The sequence below is a fragment of the Pseudothauera lacus genome (assembly GCF_003034845.1).
Lineage (GTDB): Bacteria > Pseudomonadota > Gammaproteobacteria > Burkholderiales > Rhodocyclaceae > Pseudothauera > Pseudothauera lacus.
In genome coordinates, this window is the sequence record NZ_PZKC01000006.1 from 109,075 (window position 1) to 129,951 (window position 20,877).

20 protein-coding genes, 2 pseudogenes and 1 riboswitch are annotated in these 20,877 nt (G+C 65.4%); of the genes and pseudogenes, 11 read left to right on the forward strand and 11 right to left on the reverse strand.

What is annotated here, in order from left to right:
• Window positions 1-99: 99 nt before the first annotated feature.
• A riboswitch (yybP-ykoY riboswitch) is annotated at window positions 100-209 on the reverse strand.
• A 131-nt stretch (window positions 210-340) separates the two neighbouring features.
• The 4 genes from C8261_RS09065 to C8261_RS09080 are packed head-to-tail and all read left to right on the forward strand — an operon-like array spanning window position 341 to window position 5,009.
• A complete protein-coding gene (locus C8261_RS09065; RefSeq protein WP_107493368.1) occupies window positions 341-1,183 on the forward strand; it encodes an AAA family ATPase in 843 nt (280 codons plus the stop codon).
• Between the two features lie 13 nt (window positions 1,184-1,196).
• Entirely contained in the window at window positions 1,197-2,579 is a 1,383-nt protein-coding gene (locus tag C8261_RS09070) for an EAL and HDOD domain-containing protein (protein ID WP_107493369.1), read from the forward strand.
• 10 nt (window positions 2,580-2,589) lie between these two features.
• The gene (locus C8261_RS09075) at window positions 2,590-3,768 is read left to right on the forward strand and encodes a vWA domain-containing protein (protein WP_107493371.1); all 1,179 of its coding nucleotides are present in this window, start codon (window positions 2,590-2,592) and stop codon (window positions 3,766-3,768) included.
• Window positions 3,769-3,788: 20 nt separating this feature from the next.
• Window positions 3,789-5,009 carry an HD-GYP domain-containing protein gene (locus tag C8261_RS09080; RefSeq protein ID WP_107493373.1) on the forward strand — a complete coding sequence of 407 codons (1,221 nt, stop codon included), beginning with the start codon at window positions 3,789-3,791 and terminating at the stop codon, window positions 5,007-5,009.
• Between the two features lie 24 nt (window positions 5,010-5,033).
• Here the strand turns inward: C8261_RS09080 and C8261_RS09085 are convergent, their stop codons facing one another.
• Window positions 5,034-5,804, reverse strand: coding sequence for an oxygen-binding di-iron domain-containing protein (locus tag C8261_RS09085; RefSeq protein ID WP_107493375.1), 771 nt, complete (start codon window positions 5,802-5,804; stop codon window positions 5,034-5,036).
• Window positions 5,805-5,940: 136 nt separating this feature from the next.
• The gene (locus C8261_RS09090; protein WP_107493376.1) at window positions 5,941-6,456 is read right to left on the reverse strand and encodes a MarR family winged helix-turn-helix transcriptional regulator; all 516 of its coding nucleotides are present in this window, start codon (window positions 6,454-6,456) and stop codon (window positions 5,941-5,943) included.
• Window positions 6,457-6,646: 190 nt separating this feature from the next.
• Here C8261_RS09090 and C8261_RS09095 point away from each other — a divergent pair, with 190 nt between their 5' ends.
• From C8261_RS09095 to C8261_RS09105, 3 genes are read left to right on the forward strand one after another with little or no spacing between them, the layout of a single operon-like run.
• Window positions 6,647-8,041 carry a chloride channel protein gene (locus tag C8261_RS09095; protein ID WP_107493378.1) on the forward strand — a complete coding sequence of 465 codons (1,395 nt, stop codon included), beginning with the start codon at window positions 6,647-6,649 and terminating at the stop codon, window positions 8,039-8,041.
• 49 nt (window positions 8,042-8,090) lie between these two features.
• Window positions 8,091-9,704, forward strand: a complete 1,614-nt coding sequence (locus C8261_RS09100; protein ID WP_107493379.1) for a tetratricopeptide repeat-containing response regulator — start codon at window positions 8,091-8,093, stop codon at window positions 9,702-9,704.
• Window positions 9,701-10,327: a sensor histidine kinase gene (locus C8261_RS09105; RefSeq protein ID WP_107493381.1), complete on the forward strand. Its 627-nt coding sequence runs from the start codon at window positions 9,701-9,703 to the stop codon at window positions 10,325-10,327. Before C8261_RS09100 ends, C8261_RS09105 begins: the two co-directional genes overlap by 4 nt.
• A 68-nt stretch (window positions 10,328-10,395) precedes the next feature.
• Here the strand turns inward: C8261_RS09105 and C8261_RS09110 are convergent, their stop codons facing one another.
• Both C8261_RS09110 and C8261_RS09115 read right to left on the reverse strand, forming a co-directional pair.
• Window positions 10,396-10,977 carry a ferritin-like domain-containing protein gene (locus tag C8261_RS09110; RefSeq protein ID WP_235864876.1) on the reverse strand — a complete coding sequence of 194 codons (582 nt, stop codon included), beginning with the start codon at window positions 10,975-10,977 and terminating at the stop codon, window positions 10,396-10,398.
• Window positions 10,978-11,427: 450 nt separating this feature from the next.
• A complete protein-coding gene (locus C8261_RS09115) occupies window positions 11,428-11,580 on the reverse strand; it encodes a DUF3309 family protein (RefSeq protein WP_107493382.1) in 153 nt (50 codons plus the stop codon).
• Between the two features lie 405 nt (window positions 11,581-11,985).
• Here C8261_RS09115 and C8261_RS09120 point away from each other — a divergent pair, with 405 nt between their 5' ends.
• From C8261_RS09120 to C8261_RS09130, 4 genes are all read left to right on the forward strand, one after another.
• Window positions 11,986-12,165: a CsbD family protein gene (locus C8261_RS09120; protein WP_107493384.1), complete on the forward strand. Its 180-nt coding sequence runs from the start codon at window positions 11,986-11,988 to the stop codon at window positions 12,163-12,165.
• Between the two features lie 101 nt (window positions 12,166-12,266).
• Window positions 12,267-12,578, forward strand: coding sequence for a BON domain-containing protein (locus C8261_RS09125; protein WP_107493386.1), 312 nt, complete (start codon window positions 12,267-12,269; stop codon window positions 12,576-12,578).
• 216 nt (window positions 12,579-12,794) lie between these two features.
• The gene (locus C8261_RS17755; RefSeq protein ID WP_268987179.1) at window positions 12,795-12,923 is read left to right on the forward strand and encodes a hypothetical protein; all 129 of its coding nucleotides are present in this window, start codon (window positions 12,795-12,797) and stop codon (window positions 12,921-12,923) included.
• A gap of 215 nt (window positions 12,924-13,138) precedes the next feature.
• Window positions 13,139-14,224 carry a sensor domain-containing diguanylate cyclase gene (locus C8261_RS09130; RefSeq protein ID WP_181358904.1) on the forward strand — a complete coding sequence of 362 codons (1,086 nt, stop codon included), beginning with the start codon at window positions 13,139-13,141 and terminating at the stop codon, window positions 14,222-14,224.
• Between the two features lie 8 nt (window positions 14,225-14,232).
• Here C8261_RS09130 and C8261_RS09135 read toward each other — a convergent pair whose 3' ends face one another.
• The 7 genes and pseudogenes from C8261_RS09135 to C8261_RS09165 all read right to left on the reverse strand — a co-directional run bounded on the left by C8261_RS09135 (window position 14,233) and on the right by C8261_RS09165 (window position 20,817).
• Window positions 14,233-15,054 carry a transglutaminase-like domain-containing protein gene (locus C8261_RS09135; RefSeq protein ID WP_107493389.1) on the reverse strand — a complete coding sequence of 274 codons (822 nt, stop codon included), beginning with the start codon at window positions 15,052-15,054 and terminating at the stop codon, window positions 14,233-14,235.
• A complete protein-coding gene (locus C8261_RS09140; protein ID WP_107493391.1) occupies window positions 15,051-15,881 on the reverse strand; it encodes an N-formylglutamate amidohydrolase in 831 nt (276 codons plus the stop codon). The genes C8261_RS09135 and C8261_RS09140 overlap by 4 nt, the downstream gene beginning before the upstream one ends.
• Before the next feature lie 32 nt (window positions 15,882-15,913).
• Window positions 15,914-16,618 carry a peptidase gene (locus C8261_RS09145; protein ID WP_235864877.1) on the reverse strand — a complete coding sequence of 235 codons (705 nt, stop codon included), beginning with the start codon at window positions 16,616-16,618 and terminating at the stop codon, window positions 15,914-15,916.
• Between the two features lie 132 nt (window positions 16,619-16,750).
• Window positions 16,751-17,179 carry a PRC-barrel domain-containing protein gene (locus C8261_RS09150; RefSeq protein WP_107493393.1) on the reverse strand — a complete coding sequence of 143 codons (429 nt, stop codon included), beginning with the start codon at window positions 17,177-17,179 and terminating at the stop codon, window positions 16,751-16,753.
• A 203-nt stretch (window positions 17,180-17,382) separates the two neighbouring features.
• Window positions 17,383-17,484 (reverse strand): annotated as a pseudogene (locus C8261_RS17640) (transposase); the annotation flags it as partial.
• A pseudogene (locus tag C8261_RS09160) lies at window positions 17,477-18,133 on the reverse strand (IS630 family transposase); the annotation flags it as partial. The pseudogenes C8261_RS17640 and C8261_RS09160, both read right to left, overlap by 8 nt.
• Window positions 18,134-18,213: 80 nt before the next feature.
• The gene (locus tag C8261_RS09165) at window positions 18,214-20,817 is read right to left on the reverse strand and encodes a chemotaxis protein CheB (protein ID WP_235864878.1); all 2,604 of its coding nucleotides are present in this window, start codon (window positions 20,815-20,817) and stop codon (window positions 18,214-18,216) included.
• Window positions 20,818-20,877 lie beyond the last annotated feature (60 nt).

Sequence of the window (20,877 nt, forward strand, 5' to 3'; positions counted from 1 at the left end):
ATGCGGGGTACCCGGGGCCGGCAGTGAATGAAACCCATGACCGCGCCACACCCCCGGCCCTTGCAGGGTGGCACGGTCAAAGGTCTCGCCAGGCCCTGCGGCGCGCTTCACGCGCGTCCGCTCGCTGCCTGCACCATGTCCGCGTGGACAAGTCTGTTGATGCAGGCCCCGGTCGCAATGCCGGGCGGCTACTCCCCGATGACGGGGGCGGATTCTACGCCAAGCCTCGGCAAACTGGAAGGCAAAGGCGCCCGCAGGCGTTGCGCCGATGCACAATCCGCCACAGTCTCCGCGCCACCGGCAGGCCTATAATTGGCGGACGCCATGGAGGAAGGACGCAATGCGCTTTGAAGGCACACAGGACTACGTTGCCACCGCCGACCTGACCCTCGCCGTGAATGCCGCCATCACCCTGCAGCGCCCGCTGCTGCTGAAGGGCGAGCCCGGCACCGGCAAGACCATGCTCGCCGAGGAAGTTGCCCGCGCCCTCGGCCTGCCGCTGTTGCAGTGGCACATCAAGTCCACCACCAAGGCCCAGCAGGGGCTCTACGAGTACGACGCCGTATCGCGCCTGCGCGATTCGCAACTGGGCGAGGACCGCGTCCGCGACATTGCCAACTACATCGTCAAGGGCGTGCTGTGGCAGGCCTTCGAGGCCGACACCCCGACGGTGGTGCTGATCGACGAAATCGACAAGGCCGACATCGAGTTTCCCAACGACCTGCTGCGCGAACTCGACCGCATGGAGTTCCATGTCTACGAGACCCGCCAGACCGTGCGCGCACGCCACCGTCCGCTGGTGTTCATCACCTCCAACAACGAGAAGGAACTGCCCGACGCCTTCCTGCGCCGCTGCTTCTTCCACTACATCCGTTTCCCCGACCGCGACACCATGCAGGCCATCGTGGACGTGCACTTCCCCGGACTGAAGAAGGCCCTGCTCGCCGAGGCGCTGGAGGTGTTCTTTGGCCTGCGCGAGGTACCGGGACTGAAGAAGAAGCCTTCGACCTCGGAGTTGCTCGACTGGCTGAAGCTGCTGATGGCCGAAGACATTCCGCCCGAGGCGCTGAAGGCCCGCGACAACAAGGAGATCGTGCCGCCACTGGCCGGAGCGCTGCTGAAGAACGAACAGGACCTGCACCTCTTCGAGCGCCTGGTGATGATGGCGCGCCACAACCGCTGAGGCGCCCGCCGCCATGCTGAAGACCTTCCTCGACTGGCTGCGCGGCCTCGGCCGCCCCCCTGCGACAGCGCCCCCGGCAGCGGCGGCGGCCTTCGCGCAGCTCAATCATGATGCCCCGCTGCGCGCCACCGTGAAGGCCGAGGACGACCCGCACTCACCACCGGTCACCTACCTGTGCCGGGAGACCATCCTCGGCCGCGACCAGCGCATCGCCGGCTACCAGTTCATGCTCCACGAAGGCACGCGCAACCACATCCGCCACAGCAGCCGGCGCATTCAGCACGTCTATGCCGAAGTGCTGGTGCGCAATCTCGCCCATGCCGACATCGGCCGCCTGCTCGGTCACCGTCTGGCCTTCATCGAGGTGCCCGATTCCTTCCTCGACCACCCCTGTCTGGCCGACCTGCCGGCGGCCCACATGGTGCTGATGCTCACCTCCCTGCCGGACGTCGGCGCCCTGCCCGCGGCGGCGCTCGCCGAGCGCATCGACAGCCTGCGCGAGGCGGGTTTCCGCATCGCCGTGCCCGACCCCCTGCAGAATGCCAGCGCCGCCCCCCTGCTGACCCACGCCGACGTGGTCGTCGCCCGCGCACCTGCGCTCGATGCCCTGCACGAACTCGAACTGCGCCGCTTGATGGCGCGCAGTGCCCCCCATGCGCGCCTGCTGATCCGCGACCTGCCGGCCCTGGAAGACTTCCGTTTTGCCTTTCGCATCGGCGCAGCGCTGTTCCAGGGCCCCTTCATCACCAGCCGCGAAGACTGGACCGAACACGACCTCAGCCCCAGCACGCTGCGCATCACCCGTCTGCTCCGCCGCCTGCGCGAGAACGGCGAAACGCATGACCTCGCCGCGCTCCTCAAGGAGGACGCCGCCCTTGCGCTGCGCCTGCTGCGCTACGTGAACGCCGCCGCGAATGCCTTCGTCGAGCCGATCAGCTCCATCGAGCACGCCCTCGTCATCCTCGGCCGCGAACGCCTGCAGCGCTGGCTGATCCTGCTCTCGTGCAGCACCGCGGGGCAGGACGGGCGCGCGGCCTCGGCGCTGGAGACCGCCCTCATCCGCGCACGGATGATGGAACTGCTTGCCGACGGCGAGACCGTGGCGCAGTGCGAGGCCCTCTTCCTCGTCGGCCTGCTGTCGCTCGCCGACGTCATCATGCAGACCCCCCTCGACAAGGCCCTCGCCCCGCTCGCGCTCGCCGACGACATCGGCGACGCCCTGCTGCACGCCCGCGGCCCGCTGTATCCGCTGCTCGCACTGGCCATCGCCTGCGAACGCGGCCACGGCGACGCCGCAGACCTGCGCCGCGCCGCCGCGGCCTGTGGCATCAGCCCGCAGCAGGCCACCGCCTGCCATCTCGAAGCGATGGCGTGGGCAATGACGGTGCAGGACTGAGGCGGCGGCTATGCTGGTCGATTTCTTCCTCCACCTCAAGGCCCGCCGCCTGCCGGTGTCCACGCGCGAATACCTGACCCTGCTCGAGGGCCTGCGCGCACGCGTGTGCGGGCACGACATGGAGGCCTTCTACCATTTCGCGCGCACCTGCCTGGTGAAGGACGAAAGCCTCTACGACCGCTTCGACCAGGCCTTCGGCGAGTACTTCAAGGGCGTCAGCGAGATCCCCGGCCTGGAAGCAGCGCTGCCGGAAGAATGGCTGCGCGCGATGATGAAGAAGCACCTCACGCCGGAGGAGCAGGCGCGCCTCGAGAAGCTCGGCTGGGACAAGCTGATGGCGGAGTTCCGCAAGCGCCTGGAAGAGCAGAAAGGCCGCCATCAGGGCGGCAGCAAATGGATCGGCACCGGCGGCTCCTCGCCCTTCGGCAACAGCGGCACTCACCCGGAGGGCATCCGCGTCGGCGGCGACTCCGCCGGTAAGCGCAGCGCGGTGAAGGTGTGGGAGAAGCGCGAGTTCCGCAATCTCGACGACAGCGTCGAGCTCGGCACGCGCAACATCAAGGTGGCACTGCGCCGCCTGCGCCGCTTTGCACGCGAAGGCGCAGCCGAGGAACTCGATCTCGACGGCACCATCGCGGCCACCGCAAGGAACGCCGGCTGGCTCGATCTGCTGATGCGCCCGGAGCGCCACAACGCGGTGAAGGTGCTGCTCTTCCTCGATGTCGGCGGCTCGATGGACGACCACGTCAAGGTCTGCGAAGAGCTGTTTTCCGCCTGTCGCAGCGAGTTCAAGCACCTCGAGCACTACTACTTCCACAACTGCGTATACGAGAGCGTGTGGCGCGACAGCAGCCGCCGGCACCACGAGCGCACGCCGCTGATCGACGTCATCCACCGCTACGGGCCGGACTACAAGCTGATCTTCGTCGGCGACGCCACCATGAGCCCCTACGAGATCCTCCATCAGCACGGTTCCATCGAGCACATGAACAGCGAGCCCGGCGCGGCCTGGCTGCGCCGGCTGCTCGACGCCTACCCCGCGGCGGCCTGGCTCAACCCCGAGCCCGAGCGCCTGTGGCCCTATCGCAAGTCCATCGACATCATCCGCCAGCTCGTCGGCGAACGCATGTACCCCCTCACCCTGGCCGGACTGGAGCGCGCCACCGCCCAGCTCAGCCGCCGTCATTGATCCCGATCCGGCAGACCCCCATGCTCAAGCGTATTCCCGTCAAGCATCTCAAGCCCGGCATGTACATCCACGAGCTGTGCGGCTCGTGGATGGAGCACCCGTTCTGGCGCAGCGCCTTCCTCCTCGACGACCCGGCGGACCTCCACCGCATCGTCGAGTGCGGCATCCATGAGGTATGGATCGATACCGACAAAGGCGCCGATGTCATCAGTGCCGAAGCGGTGGACAAGGCCGATCGCGACGCCGAGGTCGAGCGCGAACTGGCGCGCGCCGCCACCGCCCCGGCCCCGCGCCCGGCGTCGATGAAGGAGGAACTGGCGCGCGCGGCGCAGATCTGTTCGCGCTCCAAGGAAGCGGTGGTATCGATGTTCTCCGAGGTGCGCATGGGGCGCGCCATCGACGCCGAAGCCGCGATGCCGCTGGTCGAGGAAATCTCCCAGTCGGTGGCGCGCAATCCCGGCGCGCTGATCAGCCTGGCGCGCCTGAAGACCGCCGACGACTACACCTACATGCACTCGGTGGCGGTGTGCGCACTGATGCTCGCCCTCGCCCGTCAGCTCGGCCTCGACGAAGCGCAGACCAGGCAGGCCGGCCTCGCCGGCCTGCTCCACGACCTCGGCAAGGCGCTGATCCCCAACGAGATCCTCAACAAGCCCGGCAAGCTCAGCGACGAGGAGTTCGAGATCATCAAGGGCCATCCGGCCGCCGGCCACCAGTTGCTGGTCGAAGGCAGCGGCGCCGACGCGGTGGTGATGGATGTCTGCCTGCACCACCACGAAAAGGTCGACGGCAGCGGCTACCCGCACCACCTCAAAGCCGACCAGATCAGTCTGTTCGCCAAGATGGGCGCGGTGTGCGACGTCTATGACGCGATCACCTCCAACCGTCCCTACAAGGCCGGCTGGGATCCGGCGGAATCGATCCGGCGGATGGTCGAATGGAGCAAGGGGCACTTCGACGAGACCATCTTTCAGGCCTTCGTGCGCAGCGTCGGCATCTACCCGGTGGGTTCGCTGGTGCGTCTGGAGTCCGGGCGTCTCGGGGTGGTCATGGAACAGGGCAGCAAGTCGCTGCTGCAGCCGCGCGTGCGGGTGTTCTATTCCACCCGCGCCGACGCCCACATCGTTCCGGAAATCGTGGACCTCGCCCGCCCCGGCTGCGCCGACCGCATCAAGGGCACGGAAGACCCCTCACGCTGGCACTTCCGCGACCTCGAACGCTTCTGGCAGGTCCAGACCTGAAAGGCCGCGCCTGCGGCGTGCTGCTCAGGGGGCGCGGTAGTTGCGCTCGTCCATCAGATCGACACCGCACTGCAGGTTCTCGACCCAGTCGATGAAGCGGTTGCACATCGCCTTGCCGACGAAGCGCGCGCCGTGCTGCGGCACGATCATTTCGATGTCGAGCGTGCGCACCATGCCCGCCCACAGCCGGAGGATCTTGTTCGACACCATGTAGCGGCGGTGGAAGCCCTCCATGAAGGGCAGATGGGCATCGAAATCCTTCACCGGCCGCGAGGCGACATCATGATCGACCAGCGAGGCGCCGAGATCGCCGGAGAAGAGGATGCGCGACACCGGATCGTAGAACTGGAAGTTGCCTTCCGAGTGCATGAAGTGCGCCGGCAGCGCCTTCAGCTTGCTGGCCCCCAGCGGAATCAGCATGCCCTCGTCGGGGATGCCGATGGTACGCGCGGAATAGTCGCGACCGGTGGTGAAGTGCGGCAGGAAGCGCGTCCACAGCTTGGAGATCAGCACCCGCGCATTGGTGGTCACCATCCACTTGTTGAGCGAGGCGATGATGTCCGGATCGGGATGGGAAGCCAGGATGTAGTCGAGGTTGCGCGACGGAAAGAAGCGCTGCATGCCCATCAGCAGTCCGTTGTAGGTCATGTTGCCGCCCGGATCGATGAGGGCGCCGTGGTCGCCGTCCACCACCAGGAACTGGTTGGACTGCACCGCGTGCTCGGCCTCTTCGTTCACGAGGTCGTAGAACGCCAGACAGACATGCTTGCCATCGTTGTAGAGTTCGACTGCCATTTTTTCCGGTCGCCAGATGTGTGGGAGATGCCGCTAGACGCAAGGGCTCAGGGGCGTAACTGTACCGGACTCGCCACAGGGCGATGTGGGTGATGCAGCACTTCCTTGACATCGATCAAAAAAAGCGGAGCGCGGCTCACTCCGTGAATGGCAACGGCTGCATGCCGAAGCCCTCGTCCATGTCCTTGATCTTCAGCAGCAGGCCGTCGAGCTCACGCTGCAGGTCGGTCAGCGCCTCCTCGTCGAGATTGCGCAGCGCCTCGGGCAGCACGCCGCGCGCCGGCGACGGAGCGCGTCCGAGCAGTTCGGTGCCGTTCTCGGTAAGGTAGAGGCGCACCACACGCTGGTCGGCGCTGGTGCGTTCCTTGCGTATGTAGCCGGCGCTCTCCAGGCGATCGATCATGTTGGAGGCAGTGGACTGATGCAGGGCCATGCGATTGGCCAGTTCGCCGACGCGCAGGCCAGGCACCTCGAGCAATTCCTGCATCGCCCACAACTGTGCCCCGGTGACCCCGCTCTGCCGCTCTATCCACTGCGAGTGGCGCTGCGCGGTGCGGATGATGACGCGAAAACGCTGCAGCACCGACAGCGGCGTGACCGCACGGGCCGATTCGTTGATGGACTGCTGGGGGGCGGGCGCCTTCCTGGCCATGAAACCGACACTCCGAAAATGCACTGGGATGAATGGACGCTCGGGCAGCAGCGCGGCCGCGCCGAAGGCAGAATATTGTAGTGCCAATGCTGCTGCGCAGCGCGCTTTCTGCAGCATGGATGTGGCCCTTTCACAACGCCCGCCATACGCACTGTTGTCGGCAATTGTATTGGCAGCCGATAATCCCCCCATGGAGCCGCCGCTGCCCCCCGAAACACCGTCCCCCCGCCCTGCGGGCGGTGACGCCCTGCGCCAGCTCGCCCGCGGCAGCCGGCGCTACGCCCTGCCGTGGATCTCGCTGCGGCGGTGGACCCTGCGCCTGAAGTTCGTCGGCGCGGCGCTCCTCGCCGGGCTGATCGCCATCCTCTTCGCCATTGGCGCCGAACTGGCCATCGGCGCCCACGCCGGATTGATGAGCGGCGCGCCGTGGCTGACCCTGATCATCGCCCCCGGCGGTTTCGCGCTGATGGCCTGGCTGGCACGCAGCTGGTTTCCCGGCGCCCAGGGCAGCGGCATCCCCCAGGCCATCGCAGCGATGCACTCCGAGGACAGCCGCGTACGCAAGCAGCTGCTGTCCTTCAAGCTCGCCATCGCCAAGGTCTTCCTCACCCTCGGCGGCCTGCTCTCCGGCGCCTCGATCGGCCGCGAAGGCCCGTCGGTGCAGATCGGCGCCTCGGTGATGAGCATGATCGCCGGCAAGAAGACCCGCCGCATCGCCTCCAGCCAGGATCTCATGGTCGCCGGCAGCGGTGCCGGCATCGCCGCCGCCTTCAACACCCCGCTCGGCGGCATCATGTTCGCCATCGAGGAAATGTGCCGCTACCGCGCCTTCAAGGCCAACAGCACCACGCTGATCGCGGTGATCTTTGCCGGTCTGATGTCGCTCGCCGTACTCGGCAACTACACCTACTTCGGCCGCACCCCGGCAGCCGTGGGCTGGCCCGACGGACTCTGGCCGGTGCTGCTGTGCGGGGCCATCGGCGGCCTGCTCGGTGGCGGTTTCTCGCGCCTGCTGATTGCCTCCAGCCGCGGCCTGCCCGGCCGGCTCGGCGAGCTGTCGCTGACTCGCCCGGTGGCCTTCGCCGCCCTCTGCGGCCTTGGCACCGCCCTCATTGGCCTCGCCACCGGCGGCCTCACCTACGGCACCGGCTACGCAGAATCGAAAGCCGCCCTGGAAGGCACCGCCAGCCTGCCGGTGTATTTCCTCCTCGCCAAGATGGCGGTGATCTGGCTCGCCTTCCTGTCGCGCATCCCCGGCGGCGTGTTCGCCCCGGCACTGGCCGTGGGCGCCGGGCTGGGCACCAACATCGCCCTGCTGCTGCCCTCCGACCACGGCTCGGCGATCCTCGTACTGGGCATGGTGGGCTTCCTCGCCGGCATGACGCAGACCCCGATCACCTCCTTCGTGATCGTCATGGAGATGACCGCCAACCACCAGATGCTCCTGCCACTGATGGCCACCGCGGTGATCGCCCATGCCTTCTCGCGCACGGTCGCTCCGCAGCCCTTGTACCATGCGCTGGCCTGGCCTACCCTGCGCAAGGCCGAGGCCGAAGCCAACAAGCGCACCGACACGCCCGGCTGAGTGTACGCCGCAGCTGCTACCGCCTCCACCTCCTCCGCCCGGAACCGTCGTGACCAGAATCACCACCTACAAGGACAAGAAGCTGCTCATCATCGACGACATGCCGGAGATGCGCAGTGCCCTGCGCAGCCAGGCAAGCTCGATCGGCTTCGAGCAGATCAGCGTCTGCGGCAACGTCCGCGACGCCCTCGACACCCTGCGCGGCGGCCGCTTCGACGTCATCCTGTGCGACTACAACCTCGGTCCCGGCACCGACGGCCAGCAGTTGCTCGAACATCTGCGCGCACGCCGGCTGATCAGCCGCGGCACGCTGTACATCATGGTCACCGCAGAGAAGAACTACGACAGCGTGATCACCGCGGCCGAATGCCTGCCCGACGACTACCTGCTCAAACCGTTCACCGCCGAGACCTTCCGCCAGCGCCTCGAACGCCTGCTCGAGCGCAAGCGCCGCCTCGCCCGCGTCGACGCCCTGCAGGACGCCGAGCGCTGGGCCGAGGTGGTCAGCGCCTGTGACGAGATCATCGCCGCACGCGACCGCTATCTGGTCGATGCGATGCGCATCAAGGGCAATGCGCTGTTCATGGACGGACGCTACGCCGAGGCCGAGGCCTTCTACCGTGAAGCCATCGCCATGCGGCCGATGCCGTGGGCGCGCCTGGGCCTTGCGCGCGCCCAGCGCCAGCTTGGCAACAACGCCGCACGCGCGACCCTGGAAACGCTGATCGCCGAATCTCCGCAGCTGATGGCGGCCTACGACCTGCTCGGCCACGTACACGCGGACGAGGGCAATACCGAGGCGGCGCTGCGCGTGCTCGACAGCGCCGCGGCGCGCTCGCCGCGCTCGCTCAACCGCCTGCGGGCGATCGCCAGTGTGGCCGAGGAAGCCGGCGACTATGCGCGCGTGCAGGACAGTCTCGACAAGGTGGTCAGACAGACCCGCCACACCCCGCTGCGCGACCCCGGCGACTACGCCCGCCTGGGCAAGGCGCTGACCGTCACCGACCAGGCCGACAAGGCCCTCGAACTGGTCGATGACGCCCGCAGCACCTTCCGCGAGGACGGCGGCGGCCCCGCACTCGCCGCCATCGAGGCGCTTGCCCACCAGCGCATGGGCGCACCCGACAAGGCTGCCGCGGCGCTGCAGCGCGCCCTCGACGGCGACCTCGGCAAGCTCAGTCCCGAGGCCCTGCTCACCGTTGCCAATGCCTGCCTGGCCAGCGGCGACAGCGCGCGCGGCGAGGAGCTGCTCAAGCGCGCGGTGCAGACCAACCCGGAAGCCAAGGCCGTGCAATTGCAGGTCACCCGCATCATGAGCGAGCACGGCATTGCCGACCACGCCGAGAAGCTGGTCAGCGACAGCGTGCAGGAGGTCGTCCAGCTCAACAACGACGCCGTGCGTCTGGGCAAGGAGGGGCGCATCGGCGAAGCCGCGGCCATGCTCACCGCCGCCGCTGACCGCTTGCCCGGCAACCTGCAGATCGTTGCCAACGCCGCCTACGCCTTGCTGGTGGACATGCTCGCCAGCGGCAGCGACGCCACCCGCCTGGAGAACGCCCGCCGTTTCCGCGAGCATCTGCGCAAGGAATCCCCCGGCCACCGCAAGCTCGCCGACATCGACGCACTGTGGGCGCGCCTGCAGCCGGAGGAAGGCGGCGGATGAGCTTCGCCGATTACGCCGCACTGACCATCCATGAGGTCAAGAACCGCCTCGCTGCCCTCGCCGCCCGCGCCGACAGCCGCGGCGACCGCGACACCGTGCGCGAGGCGCTCGCCGCCGCCCACGCCCTGACCGCCCTGCTGGCCTGTTACAAGGCCGAGAATGGCTGGCTGGGCGTGGACATCGGCGCCCATGTGCCGGCTGAAATGGTCGCCGAACTGGTTGGCGAACTGGCCGGCAGCGCAGAGCCCGGCGGCGGCGTCGAAGTGGTGGCGGCAGCCGATGCGCCGGACAGCGTCTTCTTCTACGACGACGCCCTTGTCCGCCTGGTGCTTGGCACCGCCATCCACAACGCCCGCCGCAGTGCGGCGCAGCGCGTCGTCGTCGGCGCCAGCGCCGATGAGCGCTGGCTGAAATTCACCGTCAGCGACGACGGCCCCGGCTATCCGGCCGAACTCCTCGACGCCCCTGTCCTCGAACCGGGCAGCGTCAGCGACCATGGCACCGGCCTCGGCCTCACACTCGCCCGCCAGGTCGCCGCCCTCCACGACCACGGCGGCCGCCATGGCGGCGTGGTGCTGGAGAATCGCAACGGCGCGCACTTCACCTTGCGGCTGCCGCGCTGAGTCATCCTGCAGGGCGGTTTCGCGTGCACAGAAGGTCGCCATGACCGCACCGCCTCGCATGCCGCACCTCATGCACCTGGAGCACACCCGTCCTTCAGCAAGGCGGCCAGCGCTCCCGCGTGCGCCTCTTCCGCCGCAAGGATGGACTCCAGCAAACGCCGCGTACCGGGGTCCTGATCGCCGATGTACTGGATGAAGTCGCGATGGCTGTCGATCGCGATCCGTTCGGCAACCAGATTCTCGGTGATCATCTCTGCAAGCGTCGCCCCCTCCACATACTCGGCTTGGCTGCGCCGGACCAGGTTGTCCGGCGAAAAATCCGGCTCACCGCCCAACTGCACCATGCGGGCCGCCAAGTGGTCGGCATGGGCCAGTCCCTCATTCGAATGCACCAGAAACTCCGCAGCCACCGCTGGCGAGAATACGCCGCGCGCGGTGAAATGGTGACGCCGATAGCGCAGCACACCTACCAACTCGGTAGCGAGCGCATCATTGAGGCGCTTCAGCACGGTTGTGAGATGGGCGCTGTAGCGCGAGGTCACCGCCCCCTGCGCGGCGTTCTGGCGGGCACGCACACGCATGCCATACACATCAGCTTGAATCTCTGGCGTCTTCATCTGCTCCTCCGCGCTCACCTGCTGTTTCGTCATCGTGCGGGGCAAGCGGACATCCTGCACGCCGATCCCATGCGCCTCTCAGTTGCGACCTTCGCGACTGAGATCCGGGCCTCACCATCATGCGGCATTCAGCACCGCCTGCTGTTGGCCACACTGCGTCCGAGGGGTCACTCCGCCTCACTGCGGCGACGCGAACACCGGTTCGAAGGCTCGGCTACGTGCGACCGCGCACAGAGTGCCAAAGGGGCGGCGACTAGACTTGCCTTGCCGGACCGCGCCGACGCGCCGCGGTCACTCCACCCACGCAAGGGACGCCATCATGAACAACATCATCTATCTCGTTGGTCTCGTGGTCATCGTACTGTTCATTCTGGGGTTCTTCGGACTGCGCTGAGGAGTCCTTGCCGAGCATTCGATGCTGTCCTGAAGCCCGCGCTCTGCGGCGGTGCTTCTGGGACACCGCAGTGTCTTCGCAGCATGGCTTCATATTTTGCCGAGCAGAACCAGAATCAGCAGAACGACCAGGATGAGCCCGATGCCACCGGTCGGCCCGTAACCCCAAGAGCGGCTGTGAGGCCATGCCGGAAGGGCGCCGATCAGCAGCAGAATCAGGATGACAAGCAAAATCGTGCCCATGGCAGTGCTCCCGAAAGAGTGAGTTGGCGTTCGAACCGGGCCTGTCGAAACCCGTTCGCGGGCACCGGCAACAACCGCCCTCCGGCAAGCCTCTCCTGAGCAAAGCAAAGGGACGCAACCCGAAAGGCATTTGATCGGCGCCTTGACAATGGGCTGAGCGTAAGACATCCCGGCTTCGGCCCACATCGTTCAAACGATCGGGACGAATGCTACGCGATCCACATGCGACGTCTGTTCGCCATCGCACAGAGCGCATCGCCAGCCCTTCCGGTCCGACAGGAGCGGCAAATCAATGTGCTCCAGCGCACGGAATCGCCGCCAGCGCCGGTCTAGAGTCGGCGTTGATGAGCCTGGCATGCTGCATCTTGGCCCATCGACAGTCCACTTTCACTCAGGAGAAGGGTCATGAACAAGGATCAGGTGGCAGGACGCGCTGACAAGGTCAAGGGCAAGATCAAGGAGGTCACCGGCAAAGTCGTCGGCAACAAGGAACTGGAAGCGGAAGGGAGGACCCAGAGCACCGCCGGCAAGGTCCGCGCCGGCTACGGCGACCTGAAGGAAGACATCAAGAAAGCGGCCGAATAAGCCCCCCGGCGGATCTGCATCTCATCGATGCGGGTCCGTCCATCTGCGGCGTCCAGAATCATTCGGCGCTGCCGTCTTCTTTCCATCCGGAGTTCAAAGACATGGATCACTATCGCAACTACCTCACCGCCATCCTGCTCGCCTTCGCAATGGTGACCGTCGGCTGCGCCGCACCCGACAAGCAACAGACCGCGGGCGAGTACATCGACGACACGGTGATTACCACACGGGTCAAGGCCGCAATCTTCGACGACGCCGAATTGCGCGTAAACGAGATCAAGGTCAAGACCTTCGACGGCGTGGTGCAGCTGAGCGGCTTCGTCAGCTCACGGGCCAACATCGACCGGGCTGTGCAGCTGACACGCTCCATCTCGGGCGTCAAGTCGGTCAGAAGCAACATGATCGTCAAGTAAGCGCATGGGTGCGCCCGCCGCATGCGCCGGGCGCACCCATGCGCTCAGGATTCCACTCACCTGCTCAGGCCGCTTGAGCTGCATCGAGGGCGGATGAGGCCCACGCGCCACCTTGACGGCCCCGGCTCTGTGCGCTGACGTACATTCAGCCGTTGCACGGCGCCTTAGACTTTGTGTTGGCGCCGGCCTTCGGTCGGAACATTGAGGACGATGATCATGGGCAAGAGTCACGACAGCCATCGTGAGGGCAAGAAGCCGGCCCTGAAGACAGCGAAAGAAAAGAAGAAGGACAAGCAGGCCAGGAAGGAAGAGGCCAATCCGGCCAAACCGTTCCTGAAAGAGTGAAAGCTATTGCCATACTTGACCAACCACCAATGCAGCCTCAAGCCCATGCCGCGGCGCCTTGAAGCAGCGGCCTCCTTCCGGGCTGCGCCGCTCGAAGAACCGGCAAAGCACCGCGACAAGCACAGGGCCAGGGCGGGCTGGATGGCGAGCGGGCGCTCCCCGGCACCTTCCGCAGGCCCATCCTTCAATCATGGCGTATGACCGGGGCGAGACCGATGGCGGATCAGCGCAGCGCAATGGGAGCTCTAAGGGCCGCCGCGGAGGCGCAGTTGCGGCAAACCGCCAGCGCTACTCACCCGCCGGTCCAGCAGAACAGCGCCCTGATGCACGAGCTTCAGGTGCACCAGCTCGAACTGGAGATGCAGAACGAGTTGCTCAGGAATGCCCTGGACGCACTAGAGAGCGCTCGCGACCGCTACGTCGACCTGTTCGAATTCGCGCCACTCGCTTACCTCACGGTATCACCTGACGGCAAGATCACCGAAGCGAATCTCGCCGCGGCCAGCATACTGGGAATCTCCCGGAAGACGCTGGCGAAGCAGCACATCGAGCGCTTTGTTGCTCCGGTTGATCTCGCTCGCTGGCGCCGGCATGAAGGCGCGGCTCGAAAGGAACCCGGCGCCCCATTGCCGGAATTCGGGCTGTTGCTGAGAAGGTTTGATGGTGCGCAGTTTCCGGCGCGACTGCACTGCATGGCGACCGGGCGGCCCGGCTCGCCGGCCACGATGCGCATCGCGCTCTTCGACAACACCGCACAAAGTGCTGCCGAAGCAGAGATGCAGCGTCTGGCGAACTACGATCCACTCACACAACTCCCCAATCGCCGCCTGTTTCAGGACCGCCTCGCACAAACCGTGGCGGCAAGCAGACGCAACGGTATGTATGGCGCGATCCTGTTTCTCGACCTCGACAACTTCAAGGCTCTCAACGACACGCTTGGTCACGATGCCGGCGACCTGCTGCTGATCGAGGTATCGAACCGCTTGCGGAGCAGCCTGCGCGAGGGCGACACGGTTGCGCGCATCGGGGGCGACGAATTTGTGATGATCCTGGATGGTCTGGGAGTCAACGAGCCCGACGCAGCCGCGCTCGCAGGACAGATTGGCGACAAGCTTATAGCCAGGATCGCGCGTCCAGTTGCTGTAGAAAAGACGGAGTACGAGTGTACGACCAGCATCGGGGTGCGCCTGTTCGGTCCGCAGGATAACGCCACGGACCTGCTCAAGCAGGCCGACTTCGCCCTTTACCAGGCGAAGGCAGCCGGCCGCAATCAGGTGCGCCTGTTCGAACCACCTCCTTGAGGTGCCTGTCAGGTAGCCGGTGCATCTGCAACCTCGTCGGTGGTCACGACGAAGCGCCGAAGCACGTTGGCGCCGAAGGCGTTGCTGATCGGCACGTCGGCGGCATCGCGACCGCGTGCGATCAGGACCCGGCCAATGCGCGGCATGTTGTTGCGCGCATCAAAGGTGTACCACTGCCCGTCCAGAAAGGCCTCGAACCAGCCCGCGAAATCCATCACCCCATAGGGCGGCGGCATGCCGATGTCGCCGAGGTAGCCGGTGCAGTATCTCGCCGGGATGTTCATGCAGCGACAGAAGGTTATCGCGAGATGGGCGTAGTCGCGGCAGACGCCGACGCGCTCCTGAAAAACGTCCCATGCCGACTTGGTCGATCGGGCGTGCTGGTAGCCGAACTCGATATGGTGATGCACATGATCGCAGATTGCCTGCACCCGAGCCCAGCCGGTCGGGCCATTGCCGAACAGGTTCCAGGCGACCTCTGAGAGGCGGTCGGTCTCGCAATAACGGCTGCCCAGCAGAAACTGCAATGTCTCGTCCGGCAGCGCCTGGACCGGCATCTGGCCAACCTGAGGTGCAACCATATCGGGCAACCCGGTGTCGCGCACGACTGCGCTGCTGCTCAGGCGCAACAAGCCTTCGGGTGCAACGATACGGGTGCACAGGTTGCCGAAACCATCGTGATAAGTGCTTGTCGGCAGCGGCGGGTCGGCCCTCAGGCGGTCCGCTTCGAGCATGTCCGCGGCCCGCGTGTGATGAACATTCAGCGTCAGGATCATCGGCGTCGGCTGCGGACAGTCATACACCAGCTCGTATCCTATGCGGATTCTCATGCCGCCCCTCCTTGCGCCGGGGCCAAGCGGCTCCATGCGGCGCAGTGCGCCCCGAAGGGCGGCAGCGGCGGGCGGCCGAGCTCGCGACTGCAGGGGGCCAACGCAGTCTCAAGGGACGCGATCACCGCCTCCCGCAACGCAGCCCAGCGGTGCACGCCGCCCCTGACGAGTTTCTGGTTGAGTTCAAGCTCTATGCCGACGTAGCGCTCGGGCGGATGGCGCTCGCGCAACCATCTGGTCAGACCATCACCGCGGCCTGCATAAGGGTAGTTGCGTCGCACCGACAAGTCCGGTGCGAGTACCTTCAGCGTCCGTTTCCAGAACGCACACAGCGCCTTTTCCCCCGCCCTGGCAGGGTCATAGAGCAGCCCGACATCGGCGGTTCTTCGCTTGCCGTCGAGCACTGGGGTAAAACTGTGGCAGGAGAGATGGATGACGTGTCCGCACGATGCGATGGTCTCACTGACCAGCTGCCCTGCGCAGTTGCGGTAAGGCCAGTAGTAGCGCGCCAGGATGCGCTGTCGTTGCAGCGCGGGCAGCGCCAGGAGCGGCCCGAAGTGAAGGCGGGGATGCCCGACCGAGCGATTCAGATCGACCAGCAGGCGACTGACCTTCGTTGCCAGCAAAGGGGCGCCGAGCACAGCGGCGAGCGACCGCGCCATGACCAGTGCGCCGGCGTCAAACCCGCGGTGGGAGGCAAGCAGCTCCGCATACGGTGCAAACAGCGCGCGGTAACTCGCCGGAATACTGTTCCCGCCATGCTCGCAGGTAATCAGCAGCGCGGCGTCGGCGCGTGTCCGGTGTTCGAACACATACGGTTTCGGCATCCGGGAGCGTGGCGCAGAGGACACCGTGCGGCCTACCACTCAAGGTCCGGCAAACGGCGGAAGACCTCGCGCGTACCCTCGCCCCATTGCCGGCCGAGTTCGGTGAAATAGGCATCCCCCGGCTTGAAGCGCCGCCGCATGCGCACGTCCAGACTGTCCCTGGCATAACAGATCAGATCGATCGGCATGCCGACCGACAGGTTGCTGCGCATTGTCGACTCGAAGGACACCAGCACACACTTGGCCGCATCGCTTATCGACGTCGAACCGTTGATGACCCAGTCGATGATCGGCTTACCGTATTTTGTTTCACCGGTCTGCAGGTAAGGGGTCTGATCACCAGCTTCGATGAAGTTGCCTTCGGCATAGATTCTGAACAGCCGCGGCAACTCCCCCGCAATCTGCCCGCCAACGATGAACGACGCGTTGAAGCCGGCGTCACTGTCGGTCAGATGCTGGCCGTCGCGGCGATCGACCTCGCGCATTGCATCCGACACCAGCAGCGCGGCATCGAACATCGATTCAGCGCCCCACAGACTGCACTCCCTGCCTCTTGAAGCACGCTGCCGGAGCAGACTGATGACCGCCTGGGTGCCAGCCAGATTGCCAGAGCTCAGCAGCACGATCACGCGGTCGCCCGCGCGCTCGAACACGTTCATCTTGCAGAAGCTCGCAAAATTGTCGACCCCCGCATGGGTGCGCGAGTCGGAGGCGAAGATCAATCCCTCTTCGAGCATGATGCCGACGCAATATGTCATATGATCTCGCGAAAACGCATGCCACCCACCCGGGACCCCGCGTGGACGTGCGCGGATCGATCCAAGAGATTCGATCCCTTGCTCATCGCCGCGATCGTCCGGGTGGGCGGTTCATGCGGCCGTAGCCGCTGGTTTCGCTTCGACACCCTTCAAGCCGTAGTAGGCATGGACCTGCCTGGCCCAGGTCTCATCGGCCATGTCCGGCCACTTGTCCTTGTCGAACCCCGGCGCGTTCCTGAAGCGTTCGACATCGACGTCGAGCACAAGACGCTTGTTCGGCCCGTCCAGCGTCAGTGCGCTCCATGGCACGGCGTAGAGCTTTTCACCCATGCTCAGAAAGCCGCCGGCAGCCACGACTGCATAGCACACACTGCCACTGACCGTATTGAGCATCAGCTCCTTGATCTCGCCCAGTTCGTCTTCAGTTCGGTTGCAGACCTTGTCGCCGATCAGGGTGCCGGCACTCAGGAGTTGCGCGCCTGCACCGTCGGGATGCTGGTATCTGACGAGACCTGCGGTACTGCGAAGTACGCTGTTCATGCGTTTCTCCTTGTTGCAATGCATGGTGCAGGTGCACCGCGCCCCGGCAATGTGCTGCCGGTGCATCAAGACTACGCCCAAGGCTCGACGGGCTCCGTGTGCTGGCGCGCATAGTCTCGTTGCGCGCGGGCGAAGGCTCAACGACCCCGGCCACCCGGAAGCAGCGATCCGTCACCCGACGAGGATCGCTCTCACACCGACCGCGACTGGAATGTTGTCCGCTCGATCTTGCGGCTAGAGTACCTCCCCGTCGCGTAGCCGTAGATCAGTAGCGACAGCAACATCTCCGGGTGATAGGCCATTGAGCACATTGAGGGCGGCGAACAGCGTGGTCGTGCCGTTGCGCTTGTAGTCGTGAGTCATGGTGGCCGCGCGTCCCTTCTTCAACGGCAGCCCGGGCTGCGTGCGGTCCAGCGCCTGCACCTGGCTCTTCTCGTCGCAACAGAGCACCAGCGCGTGCTCGGGCGGGGCCATGTACAGGCCTACGATGTCTTCGAGCTTGGCGACGAAGTTCGGATCACGCGAGACTTTGAAGCCACGCACGACATGGGGCTTCAGTCCGTTGGCCCGCCAATGCCGCGAAACACTGGCCGCGCTCACGCCCAACTCGGCGGCCATCGTGCGCGTACTCCAGTGCGTGGCCGCATTGGGCTTGCTCTGCGTCGTCAGCTCCACCAGCCGCGCCACGTCAACCTTCAGCGGCGTCGCGCCGCGCGGGCGGTCGCGCTCGATGCCCGCCAGCCGCGATTGCGCATAGCGTTCGCGCCAACGCGCCACCTGGACACGGCCAACGTTCAGCCTCGCGGCGATGTCCTTGTTCTGCATACCTTCAGCGGCCAGCAGCACGATCTGCGCTCGCTGCGACAGCCTCACGCTGGTAAGCCTGGAGCGAACCAAGCTGGTCAGCTCGACTCGCTCCTCGTCCGTCAACACAATCTCGGGGGCTACGCGCACCGGCAATCTCCGCTCTGCTTGGCCATGCAGTATGCGAGCCGTAGGTGCGATATAAGTTCCCGCAAGAGTGAAACACTACACTAGGACGGGTTACCCTCGATACTCGCCACCGTGGCGCGCAGTTCCGCTTCAAGGCGCTTGGCAACGCTGATGTCGATGAACGTGATGACCACGCCGTTGATGATGTTCTCCATCGTGCGGTACGGCATGATGCGGACCCGGAACCACCGACCGTCACGTGTTGCCATTGGCTTCTCCGAGTAAATCAGCGTGCGCAGCACCTCGCGCGCATCGCTCTCGAACTCCGGGTAATCCAGATCGCTTGCCAGATCGGACAGGGGACGCCCGACGTCGGCGGCGATCAGCTTGATAATGTGCGCCGCATGGGGCGTGAAGCGGCGCACACGCAGCCGATCGTCGAGAAATACGGTCGCGATCTCGGTGCTGTTGAGCAGGTTCTGCATGTCGTCATTGACACGCGACAGGTCATCCACCTTGGACTGCAGCTCGACGTTGACCGTCTGCAGTTCCTCGTTGAGCGACTGCATCTCCTCCTTCGATGTGGTCAGCTCCTCGTTGGTCGATTGCAGCTCCTCGTTGGTCGACTGCAACTCCTCGTTGGTCGACTTCAGCTCCTCCTCCGAGGTCTGCATGCGGTCACGCAGGTTGCGCACTTCATTCTGCGACTGCGTCAGGGCAGCCTCAAGCTCGGCTTCCCTCGAAGACTGCGCGCCTGCCTTTGTCCGCCGTTTCGCCGCCGTTTTCCGGCGCAATCCGGCAAACACGATCATGACCATGCCGCGCAGGGGCTCAGGGTCCTCGATGTATTGCACGGTGAGATCGATTCTGGATGTCTTGCCGTCGTCTTCGACCGCCAGATCGTGGCGCTCGACACGGCCGTGATCGCTGATCACCTGCTGAAGTGCCTCACCGAGCGCCTGCCGCAAGCCACCGCGCGCCATCGCGTGAATGTTCCAGTTGGCCTTGCCGGCGGCCGGCTCCAGATAGCGGCCGGTACGTCCGTTGATGTAGATGATGTCTCCACGATCATTGGTCAGCACGGCCGCCGGCGCAAACTGGCGCAGGAGCAACTGGTCGGCAAGCGTCTGCAGGTTGGCGGCAGGCGGTGTGGCGGGGGGCTCGCTCCCTGCACCGTGAGGTGCGCGGAAGTGGGTCGGGAAATCAACGCTCACCATGTGGGGCCTGCCATCAATACAGCGGTAGAGGCGGGATTTCGAATCGAGAGGTGCAAACAGATCGGTTGCGGAGCCGATGGTCTCGGAATTGCCCAGGAACAGCACGCCGCCCGGGATCAGGCTGTAGTGGAACAGGGCCAGCAGCTTCTTCTGCAGCTCGGAGGTGAAGTAGATCAGTACGTTGCGGCAGGACAGCAGATCCAGCTTGGTGAAGGGAGGGTCCTGAGCCATGTTCTGAGGGGCGAAGATCACCATCTCGCGTACTTCCTTGCCGACCTGATAGCCGTTATCGGTGGGGATGAAGTAGCGTGCCAGGCGATCAGCGGACACTTCGGCGCTGATGCCCGCAGAATAATGCCCTTGGCGCGCCTGATCGATCGCGTCGTGTGCCAGGTCGGTAGCGAAGATCTGCAGCGCGTAACGCCCGGCAGGCTGATGTCTTTCCAGCGCTTCCTTGAAAGTGATCGCCAGCGAGTAGGCCTCCTCGCCGGTCGAGCATCCGGGCACCCATGCACGCAAGGCGCGGCCCGACGGGCTGGATGCAAAAAGCGCGGGAAACGCGAGGTCACGCAGACTGTCCCAGGCCGCCGGGTCGCGGAAAAAAGTGGTGACCCCGATCAGGAACTCCCTGAACAGCAGATCGAGCTCCTGCGGGTTGTTCTGCAGCAAGCGCACATAGTCGGCAATGCGCCGGATCTGGTGTATGCCCATGCGCCGTTCGATGCGGCGGTAGAGCGTGCTTTTCTTGTATCGTGAAAAGTCCTGCCCATTGTGGGTCCGCATCAGGATCAGCACCTTCTCCAAGCCGCTCTTGAGCTGACCGTCGACCGCAGGGTCGCTTTCGTCGACGATGGCGCCTTGCCGCAGGGCTGCGATGATGCGCCCGGGCAGTGTCGCCGCAGGACCCACGATGTCCACCATGGCGGCATCGATGCCGCTCTGTGGCATCGATGCAAAGGCGGCCTCCGCTGGATCCTGCACCAGCGCCAGGCCGGCATTTTCCTTGATGGCGCGCAGGCCGGCAGTACCGTCCGAGCCCATCCCCGACAACAGCACGCCGACCGCCTGCTGGCGCCGATCGACCGCCAGCGCACGCAGGAAGAAATCGATCGGCAGACGCTGACCGCGCGGCGCCGTTGGCTTGAACAGATGAAGCACCCCGTCGAGGATGGACATGTCGCGGTTGGGAGGCAACACATAGACGTGGTCCGCCCGCAGCTTGAGGCCGTTCTTGGCCTGCATCACTGGCAGTGGCGTCGCACGCTGCAACAACTCGGGCATCATCCCCTTGTGGGTCGGATCGAGATGCTGGATGACCACGTAAGCCATGCCGCTGTCTGGCGGCACGCCGGACAGGAACTGCTCCAGCGCCTCGAGCCCCCCGGCCGAAGCGCCGATGCCAACGACAGGAAAGCACCCGCCGGGGGATGGATGAGGCAAGTCGCCGGGATCGGGCGAGGCTTGCGTCGCGGTATCGGGTTCATCCATGGCCGGCTCCATTCGGTAAGGGCACACATCGTATAACGCCGGCAGAATGCCCCCCTAGCA